Annotated in this window: 30 protein-coding genes; 18 read left to right on the forward strand and 12 right to left on the reverse strand. The window is 36.6% G+C overall.

What is annotated here, in order from left to right; translation table 11 throughout:
- Nucleotides 1–230 precede the first annotated feature (230 nt).
- Genes rmuC through BXY75_RS07375 form a run of 3 tightly spaced genes read left to right on the forward strand, consistent with a single transcriptional unit; the run spans nucleotide 231 to nucleotide 2,498 of the window.
- Nucleotides 231–1,553, forward strand: a complete 1,323-nt coding sequence (gene rmuC, locus BXY75_RS07365) for a DNA recombination protein RmuC (RefSeq protein WP_121907068.1) — start codon at nucleotides 231–233, stop codon at nucleotides 1,551–1,553.
- A gap of 17 nt (nucleotides 1,554–1,570) precedes the next feature.
- Nucleotides 1,571–1,939 carry a 6-phosphogluconate dehydrogenase gene (locus BXY75_RS07370; protein WP_121907069.1) on the forward strand — a complete coding sequence of 123 codons (369 nt, stop codon included), beginning with the start codon at nucleotides 1,571–1,573 and terminating at the stop codon, nucleotides 1,937–1,939.
- Between the two features lies 1 nt (nucleotide 1,940).
- On the forward strand, nucleotides 1,941–2,498 hold the full coding sequence (locus tag BXY75_RS07375) for an acyl-CoA thioesterase (RefSeq protein ID WP_121907070.1): 558 nt from the start codon (nucleotides 1,941–1,943) through the stop codon (nucleotides 2,496–2,498).
- 144 nt (nucleotides 2,499–2,642) lie between these two features.
- Here BXY75_RS07375 and BXY75_RS07380 read toward each other — a convergent pair whose 3' ends face one another.
- From BXY75_RS07380 to rpmH, 7 genes are all read right to left on the reverse strand, one after another.
- Nucleotides 2,643–3,215 (reverse strand): T9SS type A sorting domain-containing protein, encoded by a 573-nt coding sequence (locus tag BXY75_RS07380; RefSeq protein ID WP_121907071.1) that lies wholly within the window; start codon nucleotides 3,213–3,215, stop codon nucleotides 2,643–2,645.
- 106 nt (nucleotides 3,216–3,321) lie between these two features.
- Nucleotides 3,322–4,206, reverse strand: coding sequence for a DUF5777 family beta-barrel protein (locus BXY75_RS07385; RefSeq protein WP_121907072.1), 885 nt, complete (start codon nucleotides 4,204–4,206; stop codon nucleotides 3,322–3,324).
- A 6-nt stretch (nucleotides 4,207–4,212) separates the two neighbouring features.
- The gene (locus BXY75_RS07390) at nucleotides 4,213–4,590 is read right to left on the reverse strand and encodes a hypothetical protein (protein WP_121907073.1); all 378 of its coding nucleotides are present in this window, start codon (nucleotides 4,588–4,590) and stop codon (nucleotides 4,213–4,215) included.
- 9 nt (nucleotides 4,591–4,599) lie between these two features.
- Nucleotides 4,600–5,148 (reverse strand): YceI family protein, encoded by a 549-nt coding sequence (locus tag BXY75_RS07395; protein WP_121907074.1) that lies wholly within the window; start codon nucleotides 5,146–5,148, stop codon nucleotides 4,600–4,602.
- 5 nt (nucleotides 5,149–5,153) lie between these two features.
- Nucleotides 5,154–5,522 (reverse strand): c-type cytochrome, encoded by a 369-nt coding sequence (locus BXY75_RS07400; RefSeq protein ID WP_121907075.1) that lies wholly within the window; start codon nucleotides 5,520–5,522, stop codon nucleotides 5,154–5,156.
- A gap of 262 nt (nucleotides 5,523–5,784) precedes the next feature.
- Nucleotides 5,785–8,637 (reverse strand): carbamoyl-phosphate synthase large subunit, encoded by a 2,853-nt coding sequence (gene carB, locus BXY75_RS07405; RefSeq protein WP_121907076.1) that lies wholly within the window; start codon nucleotides 8,635–8,637, stop codon nucleotides 5,785–5,787.
- A gap of 101 nt (nucleotides 8,638–8,738) precedes the next feature.
- Entirely contained in the window at nucleotides 8,739–8,900 is a 162-nt protein-coding gene (gene rpmH / locus BXY75_RS07410) for a 50S ribosomal protein L34 (protein WP_082830860.1), read from the reverse strand.
- A gap of 296 nt (nucleotides 8,901–9,196) precedes the next feature.
- Between rpmH and BXY75_RS07415 the strand changes: the two genes are divergently transcribed.
- Nucleotides 9,197–9,763 (forward strand): DUF2892 domain-containing protein, encoded by a 567-nt coding sequence (locus BXY75_RS07415; RefSeq protein WP_121907077.1) that lies wholly within the window; start codon nucleotides 9,197–9,199, stop codon nucleotides 9,761–9,763.
- Between the two features lie 140 nt (nucleotides 9,764–9,903).
- The gene (locus tag BXY75_RS07420) at nucleotides 9,904–10,608 is read left to right on the forward strand and encodes a TlpA family protein disulfide reductase (RefSeq protein WP_121907078.1); all 705 of its coding nucleotides are present in this window, start codon (nucleotides 9,904–9,906) and stop codon (nucleotides 10,606–10,608) included.
- Between the two features lie 120 nt (nucleotides 10,609–10,728).
- Here the strand turns inward: BXY75_RS07420 and BXY75_RS07425 are convergent, their stop codons facing one another.
- Nucleotides 10,729–11,658 carry a lytic transglycosylase domain-containing protein gene (locus tag BXY75_RS07425; protein WP_121907079.1) on the reverse strand — a complete coding sequence of 310 codons (930 nt, stop codon included), beginning with the start codon at nucleotides 11,656–11,658 and terminating at the stop codon, nucleotides 10,729–10,731.
- Nucleotides 11,659–11,717: 59 nt separating this feature from the next.
- On the reverse strand, nucleotides 11,718–12,383 hold the full coding sequence (locus BXY75_RS07430) for an alpha/beta hydrolase (RefSeq protein WP_121907080.1): 666 nt from the start codon (nucleotides 12,381–12,383) through the stop codon (nucleotides 11,718–11,720).
- A 107-nt stretch (nucleotides 12,384–12,490) separates the two neighbouring features.
- Between BXY75_RS07430 and BXY75_RS07435 the strand changes: the two genes are divergently transcribed.
- Nucleotides 12,491–12,808 carry a hypothetical protein gene (locus tag BXY75_RS07435; RefSeq protein WP_121907081.1) on the forward strand — a complete coding sequence of 106 codons (318 nt, stop codon included), beginning with the start codon at nucleotides 12,491–12,493 and terminating at the stop codon, nucleotides 12,806–12,808.
- A gap of 77 nt (nucleotides 12,809–12,885) precedes the next feature.
- Nucleotides 12,886–13,185: a GNAT family N-acetyltransferase gene (locus BXY75_RS07440; RefSeq protein WP_121907082.1), complete on the forward strand. Its 300-nt coding sequence runs from the start codon at nucleotides 12,886–12,888 to the stop codon at nucleotides 13,183–13,185.
- 164 nt (nucleotides 13,186–13,349) lie between these two features.
- Here the strand turns inward: BXY75_RS07440 and mtaB are convergent, their stop codons facing one another.
- Nucleotides 13,350–14,687 (reverse strand): tRNA (N(6)-L-threonylcarbamoyladenosine(37)-C(2))-methylthiotransferase MtaB, encoded by a 1,338-nt coding sequence (gene mtaB, locus BXY75_RS07450; RefSeq protein ID WP_121907084.1) that lies wholly within the window; start codon nucleotides 14,685–14,687, stop codon nucleotides 13,350–13,352.
- On the opposite strand from mtaB, the gene BXY75_RS17320 reads away from it, so the two are divergent.
- From BXY75_RS17320 to BXY75_RS07465, 4 genes are all read left to right on the forward strand, one after another.
- Complete coding sequence (locus BXY75_RS17320) at nucleotides 14,678–14,809, forward strand: hypothetical protein (protein ID WP_262697279.1); 132 nt, start codon at nucleotides 14,678–14,680, stop codon at nucleotides 14,807–14,809. The genes mtaB and BXY75_RS17320 overlap by 10 nt on opposite strands.
- Nucleotides 14,810–14,929: 120 nt before the next feature.
- Nucleotides 14,930–15,286, forward strand: coding sequence for a four helix bundle protein (locus BXY75_RS07455; protein WP_121907085.1), 357 nt, complete (start codon nucleotides 14,930–14,932; stop codon nucleotides 15,284–15,286).
- Nucleotides 15,287–15,294: 8 nt separating this feature from the next.
- The gene (locus BXY75_RS07460; protein WP_121907086.1) at nucleotides 15,295–16,941 is read left to right on the forward strand and encodes an ABC transporter substrate-binding protein; all 1,647 of its coding nucleotides are present in this window, start codon (nucleotides 15,295–15,297) and stop codon (nucleotides 16,939–16,941) included.
- Between the two features lie 144 nt (nucleotides 16,942–17,085).
- A complete protein-coding gene (locus BXY75_RS07465) occupies nucleotides 17,086–17,391 on the forward strand; it encodes a hypothetical protein (RefSeq protein ID WP_121907087.1) in 306 nt (101 codons plus the stop codon).
- 5 nt (nucleotides 17,392–17,396) lie between these two features.
- Here BXY75_RS07465 and BXY75_RS07470 read toward each other — a convergent pair whose 3' ends face one another.
- Nucleotides 17,397–18,572, reverse strand: a complete 1,176-nt coding sequence (locus BXY75_RS07470) for a GlmU family protein (protein ID WP_121907088.1) — start codon at nucleotides 18,570–18,572, stop codon at nucleotides 17,397–17,399.
- Nucleotides 18,573–18,692: 120 nt separating this feature from the next.
- A complete protein-coding gene (locus BXY75_RS07475; RefSeq protein WP_121907383.1) occupies nucleotides 18,693–18,974 on the reverse strand; it encodes a type B 50S ribosomal protein L31 in 282 nt (93 codons plus the stop codon).
- Between the two features lie 334 nt (nucleotides 18,975–19,308).
- Here BXY75_RS07475 and BXY75_RS07480 point away from each other — a divergent pair, with 334 nt between their 5' ends.
- From BXY75_RS07480 to BXY75_RS07510, 7 genes are all read left to right on the forward strand, one after another.
- On the forward strand, nucleotides 19,309–19,851 hold the full coding sequence (locus tag BXY75_RS07480) for a DUF4199 domain-containing protein (RefSeq protein ID WP_121907089.1): 543 nt from the start codon (nucleotides 19,309–19,311) through the stop codon (nucleotides 19,849–19,851).
- A gap of 3 nt (nucleotides 19,852–19,854) precedes the next feature.
- The gene (locus BXY75_RS07485; RefSeq protein ID WP_121907090.1) at nucleotides 19,855–20,799 is read left to right on the forward strand and encodes a glycosyltransferase family 2 protein; all 945 of its coding nucleotides are present in this window, start codon (nucleotides 19,855–19,857) and stop codon (nucleotides 20,797–20,799) included.
- A 128-nt stretch (nucleotides 20,800–20,927) separates the two neighbouring features.
- Nucleotides 20,928–22,631: a phospho-sugar mutase gene (locus BXY75_RS07490; RefSeq protein ID WP_121907091.1), complete on the forward strand. Its 1,704-nt coding sequence runs from the start codon at nucleotides 20,928–20,930 to the stop codon at nucleotides 22,629–22,631.
- Nucleotides 22,632–22,642: 11 nt separating this feature from the next.
- Nucleotides 22,643–24,469: an ABC transporter ATP-binding protein gene (locus BXY75_RS07495; RefSeq protein ID WP_121907092.1), complete on the forward strand. Its 1,827-nt coding sequence runs from the start codon at nucleotides 22,643–22,645 to the stop codon at nucleotides 24,467–24,469.
- A gap of 512 nt (nucleotides 24,470–24,981) precedes the next feature.
- The gene (locus BXY75_RS07500) at nucleotides 24,982–25,542 is read left to right on the forward strand and encodes an RNA polymerase sigma factor (protein ID WP_121907384.1); all 561 of its coding nucleotides are present in this window, start codon (nucleotides 24,982–24,984) and stop codon (nucleotides 25,540–25,542) included.
- A 5-nt stretch (nucleotides 25,543–25,547) separates the two neighbouring features.
- Complete coding sequence (locus BXY75_RS07505; protein WP_121907093.1) at nucleotides 25,548–26,048, forward strand: hypothetical protein; 501 nt, start codon at nucleotides 25,548–25,550, stop codon at nucleotides 26,046–26,048.
- Nucleotide 26,049: 1 nt separating this feature from the next.
- The gene (locus tag BXY75_RS07510) at nucleotides 26,050–26,487 is read left to right on the forward strand and encodes a sensor of ECF-type sigma factor (RefSeq protein WP_121907094.1); all 438 of its coding nucleotides are present in this window, start codon (nucleotides 26,050–26,052) and stop codon (nucleotides 26,485–26,487) included.

Genomic DNA, 26,487 nt, shown 5'->3' on the forward strand with positions numbered 1-26,487 from the left:
AAAATCCAATATTCATTTAAGAAAAATTGACAGTTCGAGTGTTCTCGATACAAGCCCGATAGCTATCGGGGTCACTCAAACTGACAAGCTTTAATAATTAAGCGGATAAGAGCTAAATGTTTAATTGGAGTAAATTTACTCGCCAATTTCTTTAGTAACCTATAGACGAAAAAACAATTTGTGACTATCTTTACTTTCAATTCTGAAAACACATAAAAGGATCAATTTAAATGAACGAAACCTTTCTTTTCTTACTACTAGCTGCTATTTGCCTTCTCATTGGGGCATTTATTGGAAACCTTATTGCCAATTTAAAAAGTAAGTCGGTTACCGGCACTTTGGAAGAGCGACTTACGCAATCTAAATTTCAGGAAGAGAAGCTCAATGAACGGTTCGATCTGTTAAATCAAGAGAGAGAGGCAATACGAAAAGAAAAGGATTTTTTAAATCTGGAACTCACCAAACGCAATTCGGAATTTGAGAATCTGGAGACCAAACTTCGCGAACAGAAAAACGAAGTAGAAAAACTTCAGGAGAAATTTACCAACGATTTCGAAGTCCTTGCCAATAAGATTCTTGAAAATAAATCGGAAAAATTCACCAAACAGAACAAAGAAAACATTGATGTTATCTTGAAACCCCTTCAGGAGAAAATAGAAAAATTTGAAAAGAAGGTAGATGACACTCATAAAGAAAGTATTGACCGTCATGCCATGCTTCGACAACAAATTATTGGCTTAAAAGAGCTGAATGAGCAGATGAGCAAGGAGGCGACCAATCTCACCAAAGCCTTAAAAGGTGATAGTAAATTACAAGGGAATTGGGGAGAATTGGTATTGGAACGCGTACTTGAGAAGAGCGGACTTGAAAAAGACCGGGAATATTTTGTTCAGAACAGTTTTACTACCGACGAAGGAAAACGAGTGCTTCCCGATGTGGTTTTACACTTACCGGATCAAAAGAAGATGATTATCGATTCCAAGGTATCGTTGGTTGGATATGAACGCTATATCAATGAAGATGACGAAAGTTTACGTAAGACATTCCTAAAAGAGCATATCAACTCATTGAAGAAACATATTGATCAATTAAGTGCGAAAAATTATCAAGATATTTATCAGATTGAAAGTCCGGATTTCGTTTTACTATTTGTACCTATAGAACCTGCTTTCGCGGTCGCACTCAATGAAGACAACAGCCTTTATAACTGGGCATTTGAGAAGAATATTGTAATTGTAACTCCTACTACCCTTTTAGCAACTTTGCGTACTATCGACAGCATGTGGAACAATGAAAAGCAGCAACAAAACGCGCTGGAAATTGCAATCCAAGCAGGAAGGCTATACGATCAATTCGTGAATCTAACTGAAGACCTGCTTAAAGTTGGCAACCAGTTAAACACTGTGAAAGGTAGTTACGACGGTACTATGAAAAAATTAACAGGGAAAGGAAATCTTATAACCCGCGTCGAGAAACTCAAAAAACTAGGATCAAAAGCAAGTAAGCAGATTAATGATAAGTTATTGAATAAGGCAAATGAAGATTCTGAATAAACATTAAAGAAAATATAATGAAAAAAATCCTCTTTATCATTCTTGGCAGCCTGTTAGCAATCTATCTGCTGTATTTTGCCGTTGTTTATTTTGTGCCATATAGTGAAGGAACACGGGCGGGAGAACTTATTAAATTCAGCCATAAAGGAGTGATCGTAAAAACCTGGGAAGGCGAGATTAGTCAGGGCATAAGTGGGGCTCAGATATTTTCATTTTCGGTACTGGATCAGGAAGGAGACGTAATTAAGAAAATGCAGGAATATCAAGGACAGTATGTAAAACTAACTTATGTGGAGCGCTTTGGGACTTTTTTCTTCTGGGGAGACACTAAACATTTTGTATCTGACGTGAGTTTAGAACAATCCCCACATTTTAATCGAAACTAAAATGCAAGATATTCATAAAAACATAGAAGAATCGCAGGTAACCATTTCAGAGTTAATGCTTCCCTCCCACGCCAATTTTGGTGGTAAGATTCATGGAGGATATATTCTTTCTTTAATGGATCAAATTGCCTTTGCGTGTGCCTCTAAACACAGTCGGAATTACTGTGTCACCGCTTCAGTAGATACGGTTGATTTTTTACAACCCATAGAAGTTGGGGAATTAGTTTTGATGAGAGCATCCGTAAATTATGTAGGTAGAACTTCGATGGTTGTTGGAATTCGAGTAGATACTGAGAACATTCACACCGGAGAAAAAAAGCATTGTAATTCGTCCTATTTCACCATGGTGGCAAAGACCGATGAAGGTGAGAGTGTTGCTGTTCCGGGACTCATTCTGGATTCTAAAAATGAGATCAGACGTTTTATTAAGAGTGCTAAAAGAGTAGAATTAAAAAAGAATCGGAAATCACTTTTTAGAGATGCCGATTTTAAAGCCGAAGATTATTTGGAGGAATTGAAGCAATACAATGTTATCGTTCCTTATAGGTCTAGGGATTAGCAAAACATCCTTCCTTAGCCATTCCTTCGAAGGAAGGGAGTATCTTTTTGCTCTGTTTGATAAATTCCTTTCATAAGCTCGTCAACATAAAAAACCGGCATACAAACAGTAAACCGGTTTTTTTAATAATTTTCTATTGCTATTTTACTGCTTCGTAACTTTAAAAGAAGCTTCCCTATCACCAGATTTTGCATTCACAAAATACATTCCGCTTTGAAGGCTTGACATTTCAATTTCGGTGATGTTACCATTCGCAGCTCCTTGAAGCACCATTTTACCAAGGACATTGTACACTTGATACGAATCTAACTCGTATAGAGAAGTCACCTTTAATCTGTCCTGAACAGGGTTAGGGTAAAAGCTAAGACTCTGTCTGAAATTATCATCAACGGCAGCGACTTGATTTACTGTAATAACACCTTGCATATTTGGATGTACAATACAATCGTATGGATTCGTTCCCGGCACTAAAAAGGTGTAAGAAAATGTAAATGGTGGTGACTGTGTACCACTATCAAAAGTTTCTGTCGATCCACCAAGACTCCTTACTGAATGAGGCGCACCATCACTCCAAACCCAGTTAACTGTATCACCTTGGTCGATGGTTATCGAGGCATCTGTCCCAACTCCAATCGCCCATAAAATTTCATGAGTGGTTTGCGCACTTGCGAATGTCGTTACAAGTGTCAATAAAAAAAGTAGTTTAATTGTTTTCATAATAGTTGTTTTAGGTTAATTTACATTTACTGTTTATATAATTCTCTTTTTCAATTTCTATAAGTTACGTATATTCTTCTTGTCAAGTTTTTACCAGATTTTATATCTAGAACACTCTACTTATGTTAAATCCGAAGAAAAAATCGCCTTCTCCCCAATCGCCTTGTCCCTGGACTATAAATCCATCTTCGAACATGGCTTGTGCATTGGTAAAATGCATTTGAAAAACATGCCCGCCGGTTTCAATATCTACCCCGACAGACAATGGGTTCTTAAAACTTGAGTTTTCATTTCTGTTAAGATGTATGCCGTAATCTGCATTGATGCTCCAGCGTTTTGTTAATTTATATCTCCCTCCTATTCCCATTGCAAATTGATTCGCATTCTCGTCGTAATTTAAGGTGGTTCCATCACTCTGAATCACCCGACTTCTGGTTGCCAGATTTTCATGTACATAGGTTGGAGCAACAAGAAGAGACAAGTCTTCACTCATTTTTTTTGAAATCAGTACCTGAGTAACATAAGTTAGTCGATCACTAAATTCCAAGTTGGCGTAGTTGTCTTTTTCTAGTGAGGAATTGATCGTCATAAGATTATAGCCTACGATAGTCACCGGGAACCCTTCCATTTCTTGTGCTACCAAGCGGTATTTTAAATGCATTCCATATTTCTTCTGAAAAGAACTTCGGGCAACACCAACATTTAGCCATTCATTAAGTCCGTAAATAAATTTAAGCTGTGTCACCGCGTTGTCCAATCCGAAGAAATCATCAAAACCATTCTTAACCGTTCCGAAGCGATGCGCCACTATAAAAAACAAATCCTTCTCACTTGCCAATTTGGTCGATTCGAAATTTACGATTTTCAAACCTTTAAAAGCAGCAATCACCGTTTTATCGACGATTGCTTCGGCCTCCAGGTCTTCCAATAAATCATCCTGTGAAAAAAGCACCATAGGAATGAAAAATAATAAAAAGTATAATTTTTTCATAAATCACTATTTAACGATAGTACATTGGTCCAACTTCACTAATTCAAACAAATCATCATATCCTATACATCTACCTTTGATTCTGACTTCCTTGTTCGTTGCAGTCACGGCTGTTTCCGAAGCCATACTACAATAAACACTAAAATCTATGGTTACCGCTTCGCCCTCAACCTGCGTAACTTTTCCCGTAACGGTGATTGTTCTGTTCAATAGATCTTCTCCATTTCCGGTTTTAAATCGCTCCAATAAATAAGTCCCCGCAATTTCCAGGCTCGGTTCTTCAGTGCTGATATCCCTGTGATCCTTATACATATAGTTATAGGCAAAATACCCACCCACAACAAGCAGGAAGAGTACAACAATAATTTTTCGACGATTGTTCATAATATTTGGCTATTGACTTAATGTAAAATTTGCTGCCACATCCACTTCTTCAGCGATTTTACTACTTACGATAGATGGAATTTTTATATCAAAATCTTCAGGTTTCAGCTTAAATTTTAATGCTACAATAATTGAGTCGCCTTTCATTGATACCGCTGCAGGTATCGCAATCTTTTTATCTACGCCATGGAGGTTTAAAGTACCTTCAAAAATTAGTTCAGTGTTATCTTCTGAAAGATCAGAAAGCACAAGATTCTTTATCACTCCTTTAAATGTTGCCTTCGGAAACTTTGTAGATTCGATATAATTCTCGTTGAAATGCTCTTCCATCAACGCCACTTTAAAACGGAATCCTTTTATAAGAGCCAAAGCTGCAAATTCACCCGTATCTCCTTTTAACACTGCGCTTACATTATTATGTTGTGCCTTAACTTCTTCAAAAGAAGGCACAGATGCTTCAAAAGTAATTTCTCCGCTTTTGGTGCTATACTTTTGCTGTGCAATTGAAACAGTTGCAAGACATAGTAAGAAGCAGAGTATTTTTATTTTAAGTTTCATTTCAATTAATTTTCCAGAAGTCCGTCAGAATTCCATTGTACGATTAAATCAATATCTTGTTGAGGCAATCTCGGTCCTCCCAATGGCATAAGGCCACTTTCTCCTTCGTTTCTACTAATTCTATCCAATAAGCCACGTGTTTCGACAGCATTTTTAACTAAGGCAAAATTTGTTAATGACATGGGCGCTCCATTTTGAGGAGGGTTACTGTGACATGCGCTGCAAATATTTTCAAAAACAAAAGCAACATCCTGATAAGTTACTACCAAAGGCGGAGGAGCCTGTTGTAGTTCTTCCAAATCATCATAAGTGTGCGTTGTACAACTGCCAAGAATGAGAAAAACAATAGAAGATAAATAGGAAAGTAATTTCATAAATAGTGGCTATTATTATTCTTAGTCTAAACCTCAGTTTTAATTTGATAAAAAACCTGGTTAAATACCAAAACTGGTCGCGGTTATTGGTTGTTATAGTAAGAACAGCCCTAATACAAAAAACCCTACTTTGTTATCAAAGTAGGGTTTTTAATAGTTATTGGAAGTTTAAAACAAATGTAAAATTATACAAAGAAGCTTTGAAGTTAAGAAACTCTACAACTTTGAGTCTTTGGGTCTCTCAATCCAATAACTTCATAATTTATCTACTCAAATACATTTTTCTCCTAGCGTACAAATCGTAGAATGCATCGTCTTTCAAACTATCAATAAACAAAATACTCTCTCCTGTACTTTTCATTTCGGGACCTAACTGTTTGTTTACATTCGGAAACTTGTCGAAGCTAAAAACAGGTTGTTTAATTGCGTAACCCTCTAAATGCGGTTTGAAATCGAAATCCGTTACCTTATTATGTCCTAACATCACTTTCGTCGCATAGTTAACATAAGGCTCACCATAGGCCTTAGCAATAAATGGCACCGTACGCGAAGCTCTTGGATTAGCTTCAATGATATACACCATGTCATCCTTAATTGCAAATTGGATATTGATTAACCCAACTGTATTAAGTGCTAAAGCAATCTTTTTGGTATGATCTTTAATCTGTTGCATCACAAATTCCCCTAAATTAAAAGGTGGTAAGGTTGCATTCGAGTCACCAGAGTGTATTCCACAAGGTTCGATATGCTCCATGATCCCAATAATGTAGACGTTTTCACCATCACAGATCGCATCGGCTTCCGCTTCAATCGCCCCGTCGAGGTAATGATCTAATAATAATTTGTTATTCGGAATTTTCCGAAGTAAATCAACAACATGCGCCTCCAGTTCTTTTTTATTGATGACAATCTTCATCCCCTGGCCTCCTAATACGTAGGAAGGTCTTATCAATAATGGGAAATCCAATTTATCGGCAAGTAATAATGCCTCCTCAGTGGTTTCTGCTACACCAAATTCTGGATAAGGAATACCAAGTTCCTTTAATATTGTTGAGAAACTACCACGATCTTCGGCTAAATCCAATGACTTAAAGTTAGTTCCTATTATTTTAATTCCGTAGCGTTCTAATTTTTCTGCCAGCTTCAGAGCAGTTTGCCCGCCTAATTGCACAATAACACCTTCCGGTTTTTCGTGACGGATAATATCGTAAATATGTTCCCAGAAAACCGGTTCGAAATAAAGCTTATCGGCTACATCAAAATCGGTGGATACTGTTTCCGGGTTACAATTAATCATGATTGTTTCGTAGCCCACTTCCGAAGCCGCCAAAACCCCATGCACGCAACAATAATCGAATTCAATTCCTTGTCCGATACGGTTTGGACCGGAACCTAAGACAATGATTTTCTTTTTATTAGTAACTATACTATCATTTTCGGCATAGATTTCCCCGTCTTTGGTCTCCATCGAATTCTCGAAAGTAGAATAATAATAAGGAGTCTGCGCCTTAAATTCAGCCGCACAGGTATCAACGAGCTTATAAACTCGCTGTACATTTAATTCTTCCCTTTTATTGTACACCTGACTTTCAAGGCATTTCAACATATGTGCAATCTGTCGATCACCGTATCCTTTTTGTTTTGCTTCCAGTAATAATTCCCTCGGAAGAGTATCCAAAGTAAAAGTAGATATCTCTTTCTCGAGCATATAAAGTTCTTCGTACTGACGAAGAAACCACATATCGATTCTCGTAATCTCGTGAATTCGGCTCAATGGAATTCCAATTTGAATCGCATCATAAATCACAAACACACGATCCCAACTCGCATTTTTCAGCTTGTCTAAAATTTGCTCATAATCTGTGTAGCTTTTGCCGTCGGCGCCGAGACCGTTTCGTTTAATTTCAAGCGATTGGGTCGCCTTATGAAGGGCTTCCTGGAAAGAACGTCCAATTCCCATCACCTCTCCTACCGATTTCATTTGCAGTCCGATAGTTCTTTCAGATCCTTCAAACTTATCGAAGTTCCAACGTGGTATTTTTACGATAACATAATCTAGTGTAGGCTCAAATAAGGCCGAAGTAGATTTTGTAATCTGATTATCCAACTCATCCAGATGGTATCCGATAGCTAGTTTAGTTGCGATTTTTGCAATAGGATAACCGGTTGCTTTTGAAGCTAAAGCCGAGGAGCGTGAAACTCTTGGATTAATTTCAATAGCGATGATATCTTCCTTTTCGTCGGGGCTCACGGCAAATTGCACATTACAACCGCCGGCGAAATCACCGATACTTCGCATCATTTTGATAGCGAGGTCTCGCATTCGTTGGTAACACGTATCACTTAATGTCATAGCAGGTGCGACAGTGATAGAGTCTCCTGTGTGAATCCCCATGGGATCCATATTTTCAATGGTACAAATAATAACTACGTTGTCATTTTTATCTCTAAGTAGTTCAAGTTCATATTCTTTCCAACCTAATAGGGCTTTGTCGATAAGCACCTCGTGAATAGGAGAAGCTTCGAGACCGTAGGTTAATAATTCGTCGAACTCATCTTCTGTATGTACGAAAGACGCACCGGTCCCTCCAAGTGTAAAAGAAGGTCTAATCACTAATGGAAATCCGAACTCCTGTGCGATCTCCTTACCTTTTAAATATGAATTCGCAATTTTCGCGGGTGCAACAGGTACACCAATCTTTATCATCAGGTTTTTAAACTGATCTCTGTCTTCCGTAATATTAATCGCAGCAATATCAACACCTATAATATCAACATTGAAATCGGACCAGATACCTTTTTCGTCTGCTTCAATACAAAGGTTTAAGGCAGTCTGTCCACCCATTGTAGGCAATACAGCATCAATCTGCGGATGATCCTTTAATATTTTGACAATTGATTTGGTGTTTAATGGAAGGAGATACACATGATCGGCCATTGAAGGATCTGTCATGATAGTTGCCGGATTGGAGTTGATCAAAACGGTTTCTATACCATCTTCACGTAAAGAGCGTAAAGCTTGTGACCCGGCATAGTCGAATTCGCAGGCCTGACCAATTACTATAGGTCCCGACCCGATGATTAAAACAGATTTTAAAGAGGTGTTTTTTGGCATTTTAATGAACTTTTTTCAGTGCGGTAAAATTACGATGCGTTAGGGTATAAAAAAAAGGTGCTGTTTTAAAAACAACACCTTTTATATATAACTTATCAACATTATTTTTTGTGACGAGTTTCAGAAGATACAGAAATTTTCTTTCTGCCTTTAGCTCTACGAGCGGCAAGTACTTTTCTACCGTTTACAGACGCCATACGCTCTCTAAAACCGTGTTTGTTTCTTCTCTTTCTTTTTGATGGCTGAAATGTTCTTTTGCTCATTTTAGTATATCTTTAATCTTCTAATACTTTTTAGTTTTAACAAGCTTGCAATCGAAGCGGGCCTGCCTGCCGAAACAGACAATAGGTTGATCTGCATAGGCGGGTGCAAATATACAACGTTTTTTTACTTTCCCAAATGGAAAACACAAAATATTTTTGAATGTTTTTACTACCTTTGAAGCCGCTTAAAAAAGGATGGCATATCCCCGACTTAGTTGATGATTAATAACTATAGAACAATGTAGATAATTAATCTACATTAAATGATACTTTAACTCATATAATAAAACAATACAATGTTCAACAAAAATATAAAACTCATCTTGGCAGCTGCAGTAATTGGAATGGCAGTTTGGCAATTTACGGAAACCAATATAGGAAATGGGATTATGCTCATTTTGCTATCGTTGATGTTTATCTTTCTTTATTTTAAAAATGAAATTATCCTGCTGGCTTTTTTAAGACTTCGGAAGCAAGACTTCCCTGGAGCCAAAAGGTGGTTAGACAAAATAGGCAATCCGGAAGGTGCACTAATAAAGAAACAGCAAGGATATTACAACTACTTAAATGGTCTTATGATATCTCAAACCAATATGAATGAAGCTGAAAAATATTTCAAAAAAGCTGTAGAATTGGGATTATCAATGGATGCCGATATGGCCATGACAAAATTAAATCTTGCTGGGATAGCGATGACTAAAAATCGTAAAAGAGAAGCTGAAACTTTACTTTCCGAAGCTAAAAAACTAGATAAACACAATATGCTGGATGAACAAATTAAAATGATGAAACAGCAGATGAAAAAAATGGGTCAGCCGAGACAGCAATTTGGAAAGGCAGCAACCCGTGGAAGTAGGAGATAATAATCTATCAGTTAAATAGGGTGATTTCAGAAAAATCTTACGTCACATTGTATTTCAACGAGTATTTGAAACAGTACGTCTAAAACTTCCTACTAAATCTATTTTACCTCCGTAGCTTTGTATCATACAAAATAGAATGTATGATTAAAAAATTACTACTACTACTTTTATTAGCTTCGTTTACCGCTCATTCTCAGGAAATTGGGCCTGAAAATCTATTTTCTACCCAGATCGGAAAGAACATTAAGCAGTACCGCCAAAAATCTCAGGACGCTTATGCGAACAAAGATTTCGAACGTGCAGAATTTCTTTTCGATTCTCTTATAAATAATGTAGTCAACGATAGTTATCTGGATAATTTTAAAGTAAAAAAACTATCCGGACGCAAGGTCGAATTGTATGATTTTGAGAAGCCTGTCTTCCTAATAACATATGCTTCCTGGTGTACAACCGGAGTTGGTGAAATTCCTGCTCTTAATGAACTAGCCGAAAAATATCACAAAGACATCGATTTTGTATTGTTATTCTGGGATTCCAAAGACAAAGTAAGAAAGACAGCTCGTAAATACAGTTCGAAATTTACAGTCTTATATGTAGATGAAAAAGAAAACACTCATGATCATATTGTAGAAACAATGAAGCACAGTCTTGGTTTTCCAACAAGCTTCTTTATTACAAAAGAAAAACAAATTGTTGATGTTAGAAGAGGAATTCTTCATCCTTATAACGAAGAATTCAATAGCTCTTATAACATGCATTACAACGCATATTTAAATGGCATTTCTTTATTAAAAAACCTTAATTTGGACGCAGAAGACGGTTACGTTTCAAAGTTAAAGCCATAAAAAAACTCCGCTTTTCACTTAAATTAGTACGAAAAAAATCTGCGCCTTGAAAAAGACGCAGATTTTTACTTTTATATCGATGTTCTTATTTCTAAGGATAACTGATTTTCATATTAGAAGCTATTGCCCAAATGTATAATAACCATTTTCCGGAATCTCAATGAAGTATTGTTTCCCAGAAGCATTATTCAGATACGTATCTCGTAGCCACGGATTATGAATCTTTAAGATCTTATAATTAATACCGTACTCCTTGGCGAACTTAGCAAAATCTTCAACTGGTTTATCTACCATGACTTTATAAGTAGGCACCTGAGTATATAAATCCTTACCTCTAAAATTAAATCCGTACTTCTGTGGATTACTTAATATTTCTTTAAAAGCCAATATTCTGAAAACATATCTACTCGTCTCATCATTCAATAAAAGGTCGTAATAATCGCTAACATCTTGTCGTTCCATCTGCTTATTAACCCCTGCATTTCCCGCATTATAAGCAGCTGCTGCCGCTGTCCAGCTTCCAAAACGTTCTTTAGATCTCTTCAAGTATTCGGCGGCTACTTTGGTAGCCAACTCCATATTATAACGCTCATCTACATAATCATTAATCTCAAGACCATACTCTTTCCCGGTGCCTTTCATAAATTGCCAGAATCCGGATGCTCCCGCGTTAGACCGTACATTATCCAAACCACTTTCTGCTACTGCCAGATATTTAAAATCATCTGGTAATCCGTATTCAGCCAATAAAGGTTCAATTTGTGGAAAGAATTTATGCGCCCTTTTTATAATTAGAAACATATTAGATTGCCAGTAGGTGTTAACAAGTAGTTCCCTGTCAAAACGTTCACGGATATCCGGATTATTTAATGGAACTCGTTCACCTGCAAATTCCAGATACTCCGGCATTGGCAAGGCATAAACATTATAATTATTGATTAATTTCTCCTCCATTTTCTCATCGGTTGGAGGATCTTGCACTGCATTAATGTATAATCCGCAAATGGTAAAAATCACCGCAGCCAGCCCTATTTTCGATAAAGTATTCATGATTCTAATATTTTCACTAAAGATAAAAAATAATAAGGCGCAATTCCTAAGAGTAGATGTTAATTATTCGCCATGATTTCCAATAGTTTTTCAGAAATTTCCTTCCCCTTATTCAAAAGCATAATATGTGTACCTCCTTCAATAACAGTACAATTGGTAATATAGCGTATCGGAAAAACACCGTCCTTGTTTCCATGAATATGATGCACTTTTGGGTCTGCTTCTACTCGATTCCAGGAAACCATATTTTTTATAGCCCAATCGAGATATCGCTTATCACGAACATGTAAGTATTGATCATATAATTTTAAACGCTTTTCAGATCTTGGACCAACGGCTAGTTTCGAAAGATCCTTCGCACTAAGTACAAACCTTGTAGGCGCCAATTTATACATCCTTGTACGATTCAAATATCGCAATCTTCTTGGCATTTCCCTACGGGACTTTACACTTGAAACAATGATTAGTTTTTTCAACTCCAAAAAAGCACTCATTTCCTGCACTACCACTCCACCAAAAGAAACACCTATGAGAACCGCGTTTGGCTCAGTAATTCTAGCGGCCATTCGCACTGCATAATTACTCAAAGTTTCAGATTTATTAGGGATTAACCACTCTAGAATATGAATCTCATATTTCTCCAGAGGCAGCGCTATATTCCTAAAAATTTCCTTTCCGGCCGCCATTCCCGGAACTAAATAGATATGTACCTTTTCCTGAACCATTTATTTTATAAATCTATATTGAATTTACTAGCTACTATTTGTAAGATATTTCGTAACTTGTACGCTGCAAAGATAAAATTATCTTGCGGTAATTGGGGCATTTACTCATGAAGAAGATATCACAGGAGAAGGCACTACTTGAACCCGGAATTTTTAAGAGATTCCAATCAGGGGTTTTTCTCACACAGAGATCACATCACTCTTCCTATTCTAGAAGACTTCTTGGCTTTTTTGTAAATCAATTAATGCCATTTTTGAATGTTCCTAACATTACACTATTTCCAAAACCTATTTTTATTCACACCAACACTACAAATTCACAATACTCTGTAAACAAACCTACCCTCATTTATGTAAATTCTGGTATCTTTTTTGCTAACAATGAGAGACTTAGTAATCTTAACACCATAGGAACCTGGACTTAAAAAATCCAAACAACTATAGAAACAGACAAATATGTCTAGCATACAAAGTAAATAACATAATTTTAATTTGACCCCCTATGATTGAAGATGTAGAAATTACCGACAACGAATTTTTGAGACAATTCGAGCTTGAAGTTGGTGATAACATGGCGCGAATTGAATATGCGCTACAAGACCGTAAAATATTTCTTACCAAGTACTCAATGCCGGAAGAAATGGAAGAGCAAGGCTTTAGAACAATTTTTATTAGAGCCGTATTCGAAGAAGTGAAGAACCGAAATATCAGTCTGGTTCCTACCAGTCCTGAAATCGCATCATTTCTAAGAAGTAACCGTAGAAAGTATAAGAGTTTATTGCCGGTTGGGATAAATATCTAGAATGCTTTTTTGGGCGTTTCATGAAGTAGAGGCGCTGCCTCACTTCACCACCAGGCTTTCAGCTATATCTTTTAAAGCTGTGAAAAACAGCATAAAAAGGATGCCGCTTCAATCCTTAACGCGTTACATATTCCCTTTTCAAATCTATTCAGAATTGAATAATCTTAAACAGCTCCAATTGTTTGATTTACAAAATTAAAACGAACCAAACCGTCTTCTGCAATATCAGTGAGCTGTATCGTGTGTAGTGTATTTACCAATTCTGGGTTCCAGGGTGCTTTCACTTTTACGTAGTTCTCAGTAAATCCGTGAATATATCCCAATTTATTCTCGCCTTCAAACAAAACTGATCTTGTACTACCTAATTGTCCTTCATAAAAAGCCCTTCGTTTTTTAACAGACAAGCCTCTAAGCATCTTACTCCTTTTGGTACGTACATTTTTAGGCACGACTCCTTCCATCGTCGCAGCCGGAGTATTATCTCTTTCAGAATATGTAAAGACATGCAAATACGAAATATCCATTTCATTCAAAAAATGATAGGTTTCCAAAAAATGTTCTTCTGTTTCACCTGGAAAGCCAACAATTACATCGACGCCAATACAAGCATGTGGCATCACTTCACGAATCTTTGCAACACGTTCCGTATAAAGTTCGCTCATATACCTGCGACGCATTAATTTCAAGATAGCATTACTCCCACTCTGCAACGGAATATGAAAATGAGGCACAAAAGTTCGAGATTTCGCTACAAAATCTATAGTTTCATTTTTAAGAAGATTAGGTTCTATAGATGATATGCGAAGACGCTCTATTCCTTCAACCGTATCTAAAGCTTCACACAATTCAAAAAAAGTGTGCTCGTGCTTTTTATTTCCAAACTCACCTTTACCATAATCACCAATGTTCACACCGGTTAAAACGATCTCTTTTATTCCCTTGGCAGAAATTTCGGCAGCATTATTTAGTACATTTTCCAATTCATCACTTCTGGAAATTCCTCTCGCTAACGGAATCGTACAATAAGTACACTTATAATCACATCCATCCTGTACTTTTAAGAAAGCTCGTGTTCTATCGCCAATAGAATATGAACCCACGTAAAAATCTGCGTCTTCTATTTCACAGCTATGTATTTCCCCATGGTCATTCTTGGATAGATCATTAAGGTAATCGGTGATCTTAAACTTTTCTGTAGCTCCTAACACCAAATCCACACCATGAACATCTGCCAATTCCTGTGGCTTTAGTTGTGCATAACAGCCCACTGCCACTACAAATGCTTCCGGATTTACTTTCTGTGCTTGCTTTACAATGGTTTTAAACCTTTTATCAGCGTTTTCAGTAACACTACAGGTATTAATCACATAGATATCTGCCGTTTCAGAAAAATCAACGCGCTCAAATCCTTCGTCGGTAAAATTTCGTGCAATAGTAGAGGTCTCGCTAAAATTTAGCTTGCAACCCAAAGTATAAAAAGCAACTTTTTTTGATGAATACATTCCTTACATTTGTAAAACAGGATGCAAAGATACAAAGTAATGTTGGAAGCCGGAAGTTGGAAGTTGGAAGCTGGAAGCTGGGAGTAGGAAGTTGGAAGTGGGAAGCTGGAAGCTGGGAGTAGGAAGTTGGAAGATGGAAAATGGAACTTGGGTGATGGGTGATGGGTGATGGGTGATGGGTGATGGGTGATGGGTGTGCTAAAAATAATTAAAAAAAACAACTCCCCATTATAGCAGTGGTTATGAGTTTTAAATTTGAAAAATTGCATATTTGGCAAAAGGCTATGAAATTGGGGGAAGAAATCAATGAAACCGCTAGTAAATTTCCAAAAAAAGAGATTTATAATCTCTCTTCTCAAATTAGAAGAGCAGCTGATTCTGTGGCATTGAATATCTCTGAAGGAAGTATTTTGCAATCGAAACCAGAGCATAGGAGATTTTTAGGATATTCTATAAGGTCATTGGCGGAGGTAGTTACATGTTTATACAAAGCGAAATATAGAAGTTATCTTACTGAAACAGATTTTATTAAAAAATACAACGAATGCTACTTATTGATGAATATGATGATTGCATTTAGAAACACTTTAAAGACTTAATTAACACCGTGCATCGAGCTTCCAACTTCCATTCAGCAATAAAATCAATAGTTTTATTAATTTTCTTATTTGCTATAATTTCTTGCAATAACAAAAACACCCAAGACCGCGACCACCTTGTTTTTCGCTATAACGAACATAGTAACATACCAACTTTAGATCCTGCCTTTGCTAGAAACCCTCAAAGTATCTGGCCGGATAATCAGTTGTATAACGGACTGGTGCAATTGGATGATTCCCTCAATATTATTCCCGACATCGCCAAAAGCTGGACTATAAACGACACCACAAACACATATACATTCACGCTTCGGAAAGATGTTTATTTTCATAAAAACAAAGTATTCGCGAACTCGGGTCTTTCCGAAGAAAACGATTCGACACGAACTGTTATTGCTTCCGATTTTGTGTATAGTTTCGATCGTTTAATAGATGAAAAAGTTGCCTCTTCCGGAAGTTGGGTGCTTCAGAATGTGCATTCTTATCGTGCTATAAATGACACCACATTTAGTATTCAGCTTAAACAACCCTTTCCACCCTTTCTTGGTTTGATGTCGATGCGCTATTGCTCTGTTGTACCTAAAGAAGCTGTAGAATATTACGGCAGCGATTTCCGAAGAAACCCTGTAGGAACAGGTCCGTTTCAATTAAAACTTTGGGAAGAAAGTGTGAAGTTAGTGCTTCGGAAAAACCCTTTGTATTTTGAAAAAGATGAGAATGGTAATCAACTTCCTTATTTAGAAGCTGTCGCCATCACTTTCTTACCCGACAAGCAAAGTGAGTTTTTACAATTGGTTCAAGGTAAAATCGATTTCATATCTGGTTTGGATAGCTCGTATAAAGATGAATTAGTCACTACTCAAGGAAAATTACAAGAAAAGTATAAAGACCAATTGGTCCTTATAAGCGGACCATTTTTAAACACCGAATACCTAGGTTTTTTCCTCGGATCTGAAACATCAGAGATTAAATCTAAATCATTGCGGCAAGCTATAAACTATGGATTCGACAGGGTGAAAATGGTGACCTACCTCCGTAATGGCATGGGAATACCTGCCGTAAATGGATTTATCCCTAAAGGCTTGCCGGGATTCGATGCAATTGAAGGATATAGTTATCAGCCTAAAAAAGCCAGAGCCCTGGTCGTGCAATACAAAGAAGAAACCGGCGATGAGAATCCCCAAATCACCATAGGAACGAATAGTCAGTATTTGGATCTCTGTGAATACATCCAACGAGAATTAGAAAAAATTGGTATTGATGTAACCGTTGATGTAGTTCCTCCTTCTACACTCCGACAAATGAAATCTACAGGAGAACTTGATATTTTTAGAGCTAGCTGGATTGCCGATTATCCCGATGCCGAAAATTATCTATCATTGTATTATAGTCCGAATTTCACTCCCAACGGCCCTAATTATACGCACTTTAAAAATGAAGCCTTTGATAGTTTGTACGATAAAAGTCTAACTATTTCCAATATCGAGGAAAGAAAAGTGCTGTATACTAAAATGGATTCCATAATCGTCGATCAGGCTCCGATAGTACCTTTGTTCTACGATATGGCAGTGCGATTTGTAAGTAAAAAGGTAAGCGGTTTAGGAAGCAATCCTCAGAATTTTTTAGTGTTGAAACGAGTTAAAAAGGAAAAATAATAGCACCTATTATAAAGCTTAACTCTCGATTATAACTCCTGATCATCAATATTTTAACGTATAATCTTTACTTTTTATATAGTTTGACTGCCCTTATGCATTGTAACTTTTCCTACATTTCTTACGTACAATATAGTAAGGAGTATGAAGTATAAAACAACAGGCTTAAAAGCCGGACATAAAATTTTTATTAGAAAACGAGAATCTGCTTTCGACAATGGTTTGCGGCTAAAAGACAGTACTTTTGGCACTTTTGAAGATCATAAGGAGATGAAGACTTATGAATACGCTGCTTTTCAGAAAAAAGTATTTGAAGAAAATAGAATTCTGAAACGTAAAAGAAACATCTTAATCATAATAACCATTATTGCAGTTGTGTTAATCCTACTGTCACTTCCCTTTTTATATGATGAATTGTTCAGTGGTGATTATCAAAAAGTAAAGTTTTAATAAAACTAACTGCGACGCCACTTTGCCGATTCTTCAAAAACGTGCTCCAGTATTTTTGCGTCAGTTTCGGAAAAATCTATTCCTCTTCTAGACATCACTACCTTGGCAACTTCAAAAGCTTTTTTAGTTAAATAGGTGGTCATGCCTCCACTTCCACCCCAACTGAAACTAGGAATGAAATTACGAGGAAAACCACTTCCGAAGATATTAGCGCTCACCCCCACTACAGTACCAGTATTAAACATAGTATTTATACCACATTTACTGTGATCTCCCATCATGAGTCCGCAAAATTGCAGTCCCGTTCTCGCAAAACCTTCTGTTTCATAATCCCAAAGTCGCACTTCGGCATAGTTATTTTTTAAATTGGAGTTGTTAGTATCTGCACCCAGATTACACCATTCTCCGATCACCGAATTACCTAGAAATCCGTCGTGACCTTTATTTGAATATCCAAATAGTACCGAATTGTTGACTTCTCCCCCAACTTTAGAATGAGGTCCGATAGTAGTACCTCCATAAATTTTAGCTGCCATTTTTACAGTTGCATCCTCACAAAGGGCGAAAGGCCCTCTAATCATAGCTCCTTCCATAATTTCGGCATGCTTACCAATATAAATAGGACCATCCGTTGCGTTCAATGAACAAAGCGGAAGGGTTGCTCCTTCTTCAATAAAAATCTGTGCCTCATTAAAAGCAACGGTCTTTTCTGGAATGGGTTGAGATGATCTCCCTTTAGTAAGCAATTCGAAATCCCGCTCGATGGCAAGATGGTTTTTCGAAAAAATATCCCAACTATGCTCGATTCGCAGCACATCATCATACGAATATTCAGTAATATCGTAGCTTTCGAAATCTACTTCCTGCCCTTCAGTAGTATAGAATGCAAGAGGTTCATCCTTGTAAAAAATCGCTTGATTTTCAGAAAGCCCTTTTATTAGACCCACTAAATTTTCCGAAGGTATAAATGAGGCATTGATTAGAATATTAGCATCCATCTCTACCATAGGAAACGCATCCGAAAGATAGTCCTCTGTCACCGTTGTTGTAGTGAAACCAAGCATCTTTTCCCATTTCTCGCGAATAGTTAGAATCCCAATGCGAATATCTGCTACTGGTCTAGTGAAGGTAAAAGGTAATAACTGGTTGCGGACGTTTCCGTCGAAAAGGATATAATTCATCTTGAGTATTGAGTATTGAGTATTGAGTAAATATAATGAAAGAACTTAATGTTTTGAAATAGCTATAAATAAAAAAGCCTTCGAAATTCGAAGGCTTTTAAAATTATGTTGTCAAAAATACTATTCTTCCTCTTTAGCAGCTGCTGCAACAGGTTTTTTGAATTTTGCGTATTTTGTTTTGAATTTATCAATACGACCAGCTGTATCGATAAGTTTAGATTTTCCAGTATAAAATGGGTGAGAAGTTCTTGAAATCTCCATTTTTACTAAAGGATACTCAACACCGTCTACTTCTAGAGTTTCCTTTGTGTCTGCTGTTGATTTAGTAACAAATACATCTTCATTCGACATGTCTTTGAATGCTACTAATCTATAATTTTCAGGATGGATACCTTTTTTCATTTTCTTATATTTTAAATTGTCAATCCCATAGTTCAAGGATTGAGCGTGCAAATTTAAGCATTATTTACAATCCTGCAATATATAATGATGTTTTTTTATTCTGAAAGAATCTAATGTTTTTGTTTCTTTTCTGAAGCAATAATATGTCTGAAACCATTGAATTAAATGCAACTTAATCAATTTCTGAAATGTTCTTCTCATTGGTATCCAATTCATTCTGAAGCAGAACCAAAAAGAATAGAATCATCATCGTTCCAAATGTAACGTTTTGCTATCTTTGTTAACTAACAAACCGAACTACTCTGTTGTTAACGGCAGGATTAAAAACACTTTAATGGAAGCACAAACTATCTCAACTAAAAAAAATGCAGTATCCTATGGAGTTTTATTAGGAATTGTACTCACTCTTATAACAACTGTCCTATATGTAATAAATACAGCACTTCTTACTAAATGGTGGATTGGTATTTTTACCTTACTCCTTGCCATTAGTTTTGGAATTGTCTCTGTAGCAAAAGCTAAATCTTTACAGAACGGTTTAATTTCTTTTAAGGAAGCGTTTACTTCCTATTTTATTACTATCGCAATTGGGCTATTAATAAGCGTTGTAGTGAATATTCTTATTTTTGTGGTTATCGACCCCGATGCTGCCGCTTTCCTGCAGGAGGAGATAATGAATATGACCAAAGGGATGATGGAAAAATTTGGCGCTCCTGAAGCAGAAATTGACAAAGCTTTAGAAAAAATGGCAGAGGATGATGCTTTTTCGGCATTTGCACAATTAAAATCATATGTATTCCAACTTGCCTTTTATTCGATATTCGGACTATTAATCGCATTGATCTTCAAGAAGAATGATCCTAATGCTATCGCATAAACTATGAATTTATCCATCGTAATTCCACTTTTAAACGAGGAGGAATCTATAAATGAATTATACCATTGGATTGCAAAAGTCATGCAATCCAATGGTTTTTTATATGAATTGATTTTTATAGACGATGGAAGTACCGATCATTCCTGGAATATCATAGAGAAACTTTCGGAAGAGCATCCTGAGGTTAAGGCAATTCAGTTTCTACGCAACTTCGGAAAATCCCAAGCTTTACACGCTGGTTTTGCAATGGCAAAAGGAGATGTAGTAATTACTATGGATGCCGACCTACAAGACGATCCGGAGGAAATTCCTGAGCTTTATGAAATGATCACAAAACAAGGATATGATCTTGTTTCCGGTTGGAAAAAGAAGCGTTTTGATTCCGTTTTAAGTAAAAACATGCCTTCTAAACTCTTTAATTTTGCCGCTCGTAAAACCTCTGGTGTACAATTAAATGATTTTAATTGTGGTCTTAAAGCTTATAGAAATGAAGTCGTAAAAACGATAGAGGTTACCGGCGATATGCATCGTTACATTCCTGTACTTGCTAAAAATGCAGGCTTTAGTAATATTGGCGAGAAAGTTGTAAAACATCAGGCTCGTAAATATGGCACGACCAAATTCGGTGCCGAGCGATTTGTGAGAGGTTTTTTAGACTTAATTACAATATGGTTCTTATCGCGCTTCGGAAAAAGGCCGATGCATTTATTTGGAGCCTGGGGTGCGTTAATGCTTTTCGTTGGATTTTGCTTTGCGCTTTACCTCGGAATTGACAAACTGTTTATCCATCAAAGCGGACGACTCATCACGGAGCGTCCACAATTTTATATTTCACTTACCGCCATGATGCTGGGAACACAGCTTTTTCTCGCAGGATTTCTTGGAGAACTAGTTTTAAGAAGCAGAAGAGACACTAAAAATTACATTATAAAGAGGCAAATTGGATAGTTTTTATAGAGCCTTTAATTTTGCAGAATTAATTGAATAAATGCAGAATTAAAAAATTGGTCTCATCGTAATACTGCATTAATCGGTTGCCACTTTTTTTCCTATTTTTACACTTTAAAGTTGAGCAAATGATCTACATTGACCCAAAAATCCTGGAACGCCTTAACAAATGGCTCACTCCCACTTTTGATCAAGAAACACAACATACTATTAAAGAGATGATTGCCCATGATCCGGAAGGTCTGGAGGACAGTTTTTATAAAAATCTCGAGTTTGGTACTGGTGGAATGCGCGGTGTGATGGGTGTTGGTGATAATCGTATTAACAAATACACTCTTGGAAAAAATACGCAGGGAATATCAAATTACTTAAAAAAACAGTTTCCTAATACCCAAACTAAGGTAGCAATCGCTTACGATTGTCGTCATAATAGTAAAGAATTAGCAAGAGTTGTAGCGGAAGTTTTTTCCGCAAATGGTATTAAAGTGTTTTTATTTTCTGAATTACGCGCTACTCCAGAATTATCCTTCGCCGTAAAACATTTAAATTGTCAGTGTGGAATCGTACTAACCGCCTCTCACAATCCTCCTGAATACAATGGTTATAAGGTGTATTGGGAAGATGGCGGACAACTAGTGCCACCTCAAGATGAGGAGATAATTTCAGAAATTAACTCATTACAATACAGCGATATTAACTTTAAGGCTGATGCTTCTAATATATCCATTATCGATACAGAAGTTGACGAGGCCTTTGCTAAAGCTTCAGTCTTAAACGGAAGCTTTCAAACTTCTCAGAAAGCGAAGGACAATCTAAAAATTGTTTTTACATCGCTACATGGCACATCGATCACTATGATTCCGAAGGTACTGGAAATGGCAGGATACAAAAACGTGCAAATTGTTGCCGATCAAGCAATACCTGATGGAGATTTTCCAACCGTGGCATCGCCAAATCCGGAAGAACCTGCTGCCCTTAAAATGGCATTGGAACTCGCAGAAAAAACGGCGGCCGATATTGTAATAGGGACCGACCCGGACTGCGATCGATTAGGAGTCGCTGTGCGGAGCCACGAAGGTAAAATGGTGATTTTAAGCGGTAATCAGGCGATGGCTGTGATGACCTATTTTTTACTAGAGCAATGGCAAAAGAAAAATAAACTCAACGGAAAACAATTTGTTGCGTCTACTATAGTATCTACTCCGCTGATTCAAAAAATAGCGGAAAAGTTTGGAGTACAATATATGGAAGGTCTTACCGGCTTTAAATGGATTGCAAAAATGGTAAAAGACCATCCTGAACTGGAATTTGTGGGTGGCGGTGAAGAGAGTTTTGGATATATGGTTGGTGATTTTGTACGTGATAAAGACGCGGTTACTGCAACCTTATTAGCCTGTGAGATCGCAGCTCAACAAAAAACTGCTGGTGGCAGTGTTTACGCTTATCTTCAGAAGATTTACGAAGAAAACGGGCATTATAAAGAACACCTAATATCGATTGTAAAAAAAGGTAAAAAGGGAGCAGAAGAAATTTCAGAAATAATGAAAAATCTTCGGAATGACCCTTTTCAAAAAATTGGAGGAAGTAAAGTGGTTCGAATTGAAGATTATTCCAATAACAAAGGGTACAATCTAATTGAGGGCACTTCCGAAGCATTGAACATCCCACTATCGAATGTGCTTATTTATTATACGGAAGATGGTAGTAAAATCGCTGCTCGTCCAAGTGGAACTGAACCCAAAATCAAGTTTTATGTCAGCGTTACTTCCGAAGATGAAGCACAATTGGATACCAAAATAAAAACTATTATTTCAGATTTAAACATGGGTTAAACCCAAACTTAATGAAATACCTAAAAAAAATACTTCGTTTTGCCGTTCCTTATAAAAAGTTTGCCTGGTTAAACATCATCTCAAATGTTTTTTATGCCTTGTTTGGCACCTTGGCATTTGTATCGTTAATGCCAATGCTAAAGGTTCTTTTCGATAATTCTGAAAAAATCACTCAAGAACCACAGTGGGAAGGAGTTTTTAAAATAGGGGATTATTTTGAGAAATTTATGAATTTTTACATCAATCAAAAGATCGATAACATTGGGGAAATGAACACCCTATTGATCATGATAAGTGTTGTAATTTCTACCTTTTTATTAAAGAATTTTTTCGGCTATCTGGCTATGTATTTTATTACTTTTCTGCGAAATGGAGTTCTAAAAGACTTGCGTAACGAGGTATATGAGAAGACAATAGACCTTCCTGTTTCATTTTATTCTGAAAAGAGAAAAGGTGATACGATGGCTCGTATTTCCAGTGATGTTCTGGAAATTCAGAATAGCTTTTTATCGGTATTGGAACTGATAGTGAGAGAACCACTTACTATTCTTTTTACAATTATAACCATGTTCATTATAAGTGTAAAGCTTACTATTTTTGTGTTCATCTTTATTCCTGTTTCCGGGTTAATTATATCTAGAATAGGTAAGACTTTAAAAAAACATAGTGACAAAGTACAGCGTGAACAGGGATTTTTTCTTTCTATTGTTGATGAAACTCTTGGAGGGCTTAAAATTATAAAAGGTTTTAATGCTGAAAAGATTTTTAGTTCAAAATTCAAGGAATCTACCCAACGTTACTTCAAATACTCCAACACCTTATTAAACCGTCAAAATTTGGCTTCTCCGCTAAGTGAGTTTTTAGGTATTGTAGTAATTTCTATACTCCTATTATACGGAGGTTCTATGGTTTTGGTTGAAAAGACCTTGGCTCCGGAATTTTTCATTGCATATATGGGCTTAGCGTATAATATTTTAACCCCTGCAAAGGCAATTAGTAAAGCGAGCTATGGCGTGAAAAAAGGAAACGCCGCCGCAGAGAGGGTTTTGGAAATATTGGAAACTGAATCGGCTATTAAAGATGCACCCGATGCGATTGTGAAGGAAGGTTTCACTACTGGAGTTGACATTGAGAACATATCATTTAAATATGAGGACGAATGGGTGCTGCAAGATTTTACACTCAAGGTGCCGAAAGGACACACGGTGGCATTGGTTGGTCAAAGCGGTAGTGGAAAAAGCACCATCGCTAATTTAGTGACTCGCTTTTATGATGTAAATAAAGGTGATATTAAAATAGATGGAGTTTCAGTAAAAGGAATGACGCAACAATCTTTACGTGGGCTTTTAGGATTAGTAACTCAAGATTCCATTCTCTTTAACGATACGGTAAAAGGAAATTTAAAGGTAGCAAAAGAAAATGCGACCGATGAAGAAATAATCGATGCCTTAAAAATCGCAAACGCATGGGAATTTGTAAAAGATCTTCCTAACGGAATTGACACAAATATTGGTGATAGTGGTGGTAAATTGAGCGGCGGACAAAAACAGCGTCTTAGTATTGCTCGTGCAGTGTTGAAAAACCCTCCTATTATGATTCTCGATGAAGCGACTTCAGCTTTGGATACCGAAAGCGAACGCTTAGTTCAGGACGCTCTGGAAAAAATGATGAAAAACCGTACATCGATTGTTATTGCACATAGGTTATCTACCATTCAGAATGCCGATACGATTGTTGTATTGTCGAAAGGTAAGATTGTAGAACAAGGTAAACACCATGAGCTGTTAAGTAATAAAGGAGTTTATTATAGCCTGGTGGAAATGCAGTCTCTTGCGTAACTATAACGCATAAAAAAAGAGCGGTTGGGGCTCCGCTCCTTTCATTTTGACAGTATTACAATTGGGGCTCATAATACTACCTATGATACATAAGTCTGTTAAGTATGGCTCAAATATATTTAACTTTTTATTAACGACCAAATTTTTTGTCGCTTAAACCTTATAAAATGTGCTTTGTCGATTAAAAGATTAATTTTTTAATCTTTTTCCTACAAATTTTTTAAAATATATTTAAGAACATTTATTCAATAAAAAAACGGGCTAGCCCCCGCTTAAGCCCGTTTTTACTACAATCTTAGATAGTCTCGGCTCTTTTAAAAAGCTCTTACCTAAATAGTACAGATCAAAAATAGTAAATATTTTCCTACAAAAAAACATAAAACGCATTTTATCGTGTTTTATTTACACTTAATCGAAAATTATAACTGATTTTCAAATGATTAATGGTTATTAAAATTTTGATTAAACCATTTCAATTTAATTTAGTCTCAGATATAAACGTTTTAAGGTTGGTGACCGAAGAAAAAGAATTAATAAAAAGACTACAAGAAGGAGCAAATCAAGATGCTGCCTTTCGTGAATTGGTGTCTAAATATAAGGAACGTTTGTATTGGCAAATTCGTAAAATTGTGTTGGATCATGATGACACCGATGATGTGCTACAAAATACCTTCATTAAAGTTTTTAGGAACATTGACAAATTTAAATCAGATAGTAAATTGTACACGTGGATGTATCGTATAGCAACAAATGAATCTATAACCTTCCTCAATAAAAAGTCAAAAAAACAAAAAATCACAATTGAAGCTGTGCAAAATCATTTGATACAAAATTTGGAAAGTGACGTATATTTTGAAGGTGACCAAATGCAATTGCAATTTCAAAAGGCTATTGCGACCTTACCTGAAAAGCAACGCCTTGTTTTCAATATGAAGTATTTTGAAGATCATACCTATGAAGATTTATCGGAGATACTTGGTACTTCGGTGGGCGGATTGAAAAGTAGCTATCATTTGGCAGTAAAGAAAATTACAGCCTTTATTAAGAATACTGAGATGAGTCTTGAAAAATAAATAAGATGAAAGACGAAAAAAACATACATGGATTTAAAGTTCCCGATTCTTATTTTGAATCGTTCGAGGAGCGCCTTTTAAAGCGTTTAGCCTCTAAAAAATTACCCAATGAGACCGGTTTTAAGGTTCCTGACGATTATTTTATAAATCTCGAAGACAAAGTGATGGCTCGTTACAAAGCTTCAGAAGAAACGCAAAAAGTCATTCCTCTTTTCCGAAGAAAAAACCTAGCGTATATTTCTGCCGTTGCTGCATCGATTATCATTATTCTATCGGTAGTGCTTACAAACAGTGACGCAACAGCTACTTTTAGTTCTATCGATCCTAACAGCATTGAAATGTATATAATCGACGGGAATTTGGAGTTGGACTCAGATGAAGTTATGGCCCTGCTTTCAAATGAGAGTATTAACGAATTGGAAAATGCCGAGGCATATTTTTCCGAAGAGAACATTGAAAATTATCTTCTGGACTCGCTAGACGATACAAACATATTAATCGAATAACATGAAAAATATTCTTATCACTTTATTATTTATTAGCTTCGGTATGCACGCACAGAGCGACAGACATGAAAAGATCAAGGCTTTAAAAGTTGCGTTTATAACCGAAGAATTAGACCTCACTCCTACTGAAGCCGAAGCCTTTTGGCCAATCTACAATGTATACAGCGACGAGATGCATCAGCTTAGAAAAACTGAAATGAACGAGGTATATAAAAGGTTAAAAGACGGTATAGATACACTTAGCGATGCCGAAGCGAACGAACTTATTGATAAAGGTCACCAGATAGAAAGCGATAGATTGATGCTTCAGAAGGAACTGTCCCTTAAATTAAGAAAGGCTATTCCACCGAAAAAAATTATTAAACTACGGAAGGCTGAAGAAGATTTTAAACGAAAACTGCTCGAAAAGTATAGAAATCAGAAAAGAAGAGGACAATAA

Source organism: Ulvibacter antarcticus (genome assembly GCF_003688405.1).
GTDB classification, from domain to species: Bacteria; Bacteroidota; Bacteroidia; order Flavobacteriales; family Flavobacteriaceae; genus Ulvibacter; species Ulvibacter antarcticus.

Bases quoted from the DNA above. Each gene is read 5' to 3' on its own strand.
- BXY75_RS07455 (WP_121907085.1), top strand. From the start codon at position 14,930: ATGAGTTTTAAATTTGAAAAATTGCATATTTGGCAAAAGGCTATGAAA.
- BXY75_RS07430 (WP_121907080.1), bottom strand. From the start codon at position 12,383: ATGGTTCAGGAAAAGGTACATATCTATTTAGTTCCGGGAATGGCGGCC.
- BXY75_RS07425 (WP_121907079.1), bottom strand. From the start codon at position 11,658: ATGAATACTTTATCGAAAATAGGGCTGGCTGCGGTGATTTTTACCATT.
- BXY75_RS07505 (WP_121907093.1), top strand. From the start codon at position 25,548: ATGAAAGACGAAAAAAACATACATGGATTTAAAGTTCCCGATTCTTAT.
- BXY75_RS07390 (WP_121907073.1), bottom strand. From the start codon at position 4,590: ATGAACAATCGTCGAAAAATTATTGTTGTACTCTTCCTGCTTGTTGTG.
- BXY75_RS07480 (WP_121907089.1), top strand. From the start codon at position 19,309: ATGGAAGCACAAACTATCTCAACTAAAAAAAATGCAGTATCCTATGGA.
- carB (WP_121907076.1), bottom strand. From the start codon at position 8,637: ATGCCAAAAAACACCTCTTTAAAATCTGTTTTAATCATCGGGTCGGGA.
- BXY75_RS07475 (WP_121907383.1), bottom strand. From the start codon at position 18,974: ATGAAAAAAGGTATCCATCCTGAAAATTATAGATTAGTAGCATTCAAA.
- BXY75_RS07490 (WP_121907091.1), top strand. From the start codon at position 20,928: ATGATCTACATTGACCCAAAAATCCTGGAACGCCTTAACAAATGGCTC.
- BXY75_RS07485 (WP_121907090.1), top strand. From the start codon at position 19,855: ATGAATTTATCCATCGTAATTCCACTTTTAAACGAGGAGGAATCTATA.
- BXY75_RS07380 (WP_121907071.1), bottom strand. From the start codon at position 3,215: ATGAAAACAATTAAACTACTTTTTTTATTGACACTTGTAACGACATTC.
- BXY75_RS17320 (WP_262697279.1), top strand. From the start codon at position 14,678: ATGAATACATTCCTTACATTTGTAAAACAGGATGCAAAGATACAAAGT.
- BXY75_RS07465 (WP_121907087.1), top strand. From the start codon at position 17,086: ATGAAGTATAAAACAACAGGCTTAAAAGCCGGACATAAAATTTTTATT.
- mtaB (WP_121907084.1), bottom strand. From the start codon at position 14,687: ATGTATTCATCAAAAAAAGTTGCTTTTTATACTTTGGGTTGCAAGCTA.
- BXY75_RS07385 (WP_121907072.1), bottom strand. From the start codon at position 4,206: ATGAAAAAATTATACTTTTTATTATTTTTCATTCCTATGGTGCTTTTT.
- BXY75_RS07440 (WP_121907082.1), top strand. From the start codon at position 12,886: ATGATTGAAGATGTAGAAATTACCGACAACGAATTTTTGAGACAATTC.
- BXY75_RS07435 (WP_121907081.1), top strand. From the start codon at position 12,491: ATGAAGAAGATATCACAGGAGAAGGCACTACTTGAACCCGGAATTTTT.
- BXY75_RS07420 (WP_121907078.1), top strand. From the start codon at position 9,904: ATGATTAAAAAATTACTACTACTACTTTTATTAGCTTCGTTTACCGCT.
- BXY75_RS07395 (WP_121907074.1), bottom strand. From the start codon at position 5,148: ATGAAACTTAAAATAAAAATACTCTGCTTCTTACTATGTCTTGCAACT.
- BXY75_RS07370 (WP_121907069.1), top strand. From the start codon at position 1,571: ATGAAAAAAATCCTCTTTATCATTCTTGGCAGCCTGTTAGCAATCTAT.
- BXY75_RS07510 (WP_121907094.1), top strand. From the start codon at position 26,050: ATGAAAAATATTCTTATCACTTTATTATTTATTAGCTTCGGTATGCAC.
- BXY75_RS07400 (WP_121907075.1), bottom strand. From the start codon at position 5,522: ATGAAATTACTTTCCTATTTATCTTCTATTGTTTTTCTCATTCTTGGC.
- BXY75_RS07495 (WP_121907092.1), top strand. From the start codon at position 22,643: ATGAAATACCTAAAAAAAATACTTCGTTTTGCCGTTCCTTATAAAAAG.
- BXY75_RS07415 (WP_121907077.1), top strand. From the start codon at position 9,197: ATGTTCAACAAAAATATAAAACTCATCTTGGCAGCTGCAGTAATTGGA.
- rmuC (WP_121907068.1), top strand. From the start codon at position 231: ATGAACGAAACCTTTCTTTTCTTACTACTAGCTGCTATTTGCCTTCTC.
- BXY75_RS07470 (WP_121907088.1), bottom strand. From the start codon at position 18,572: ATGAATTATATCCTTTTCGACGGAAACGTCCGCAACCAGTTATTACCT.
- BXY75_RS07375 (WP_121907070.1), top strand. From the start codon at position 1,941: ATGCAAGATATTCATAAAAACATAGAAGAATCGCAGGTAACCATTTCA.
- rpmH (WP_082830860.1), bottom strand. From the start codon at position 8,900: ATGAGCAAAAGAACATTTCAGCCATCAAAAAGAAAGAGAAGAAACAAA.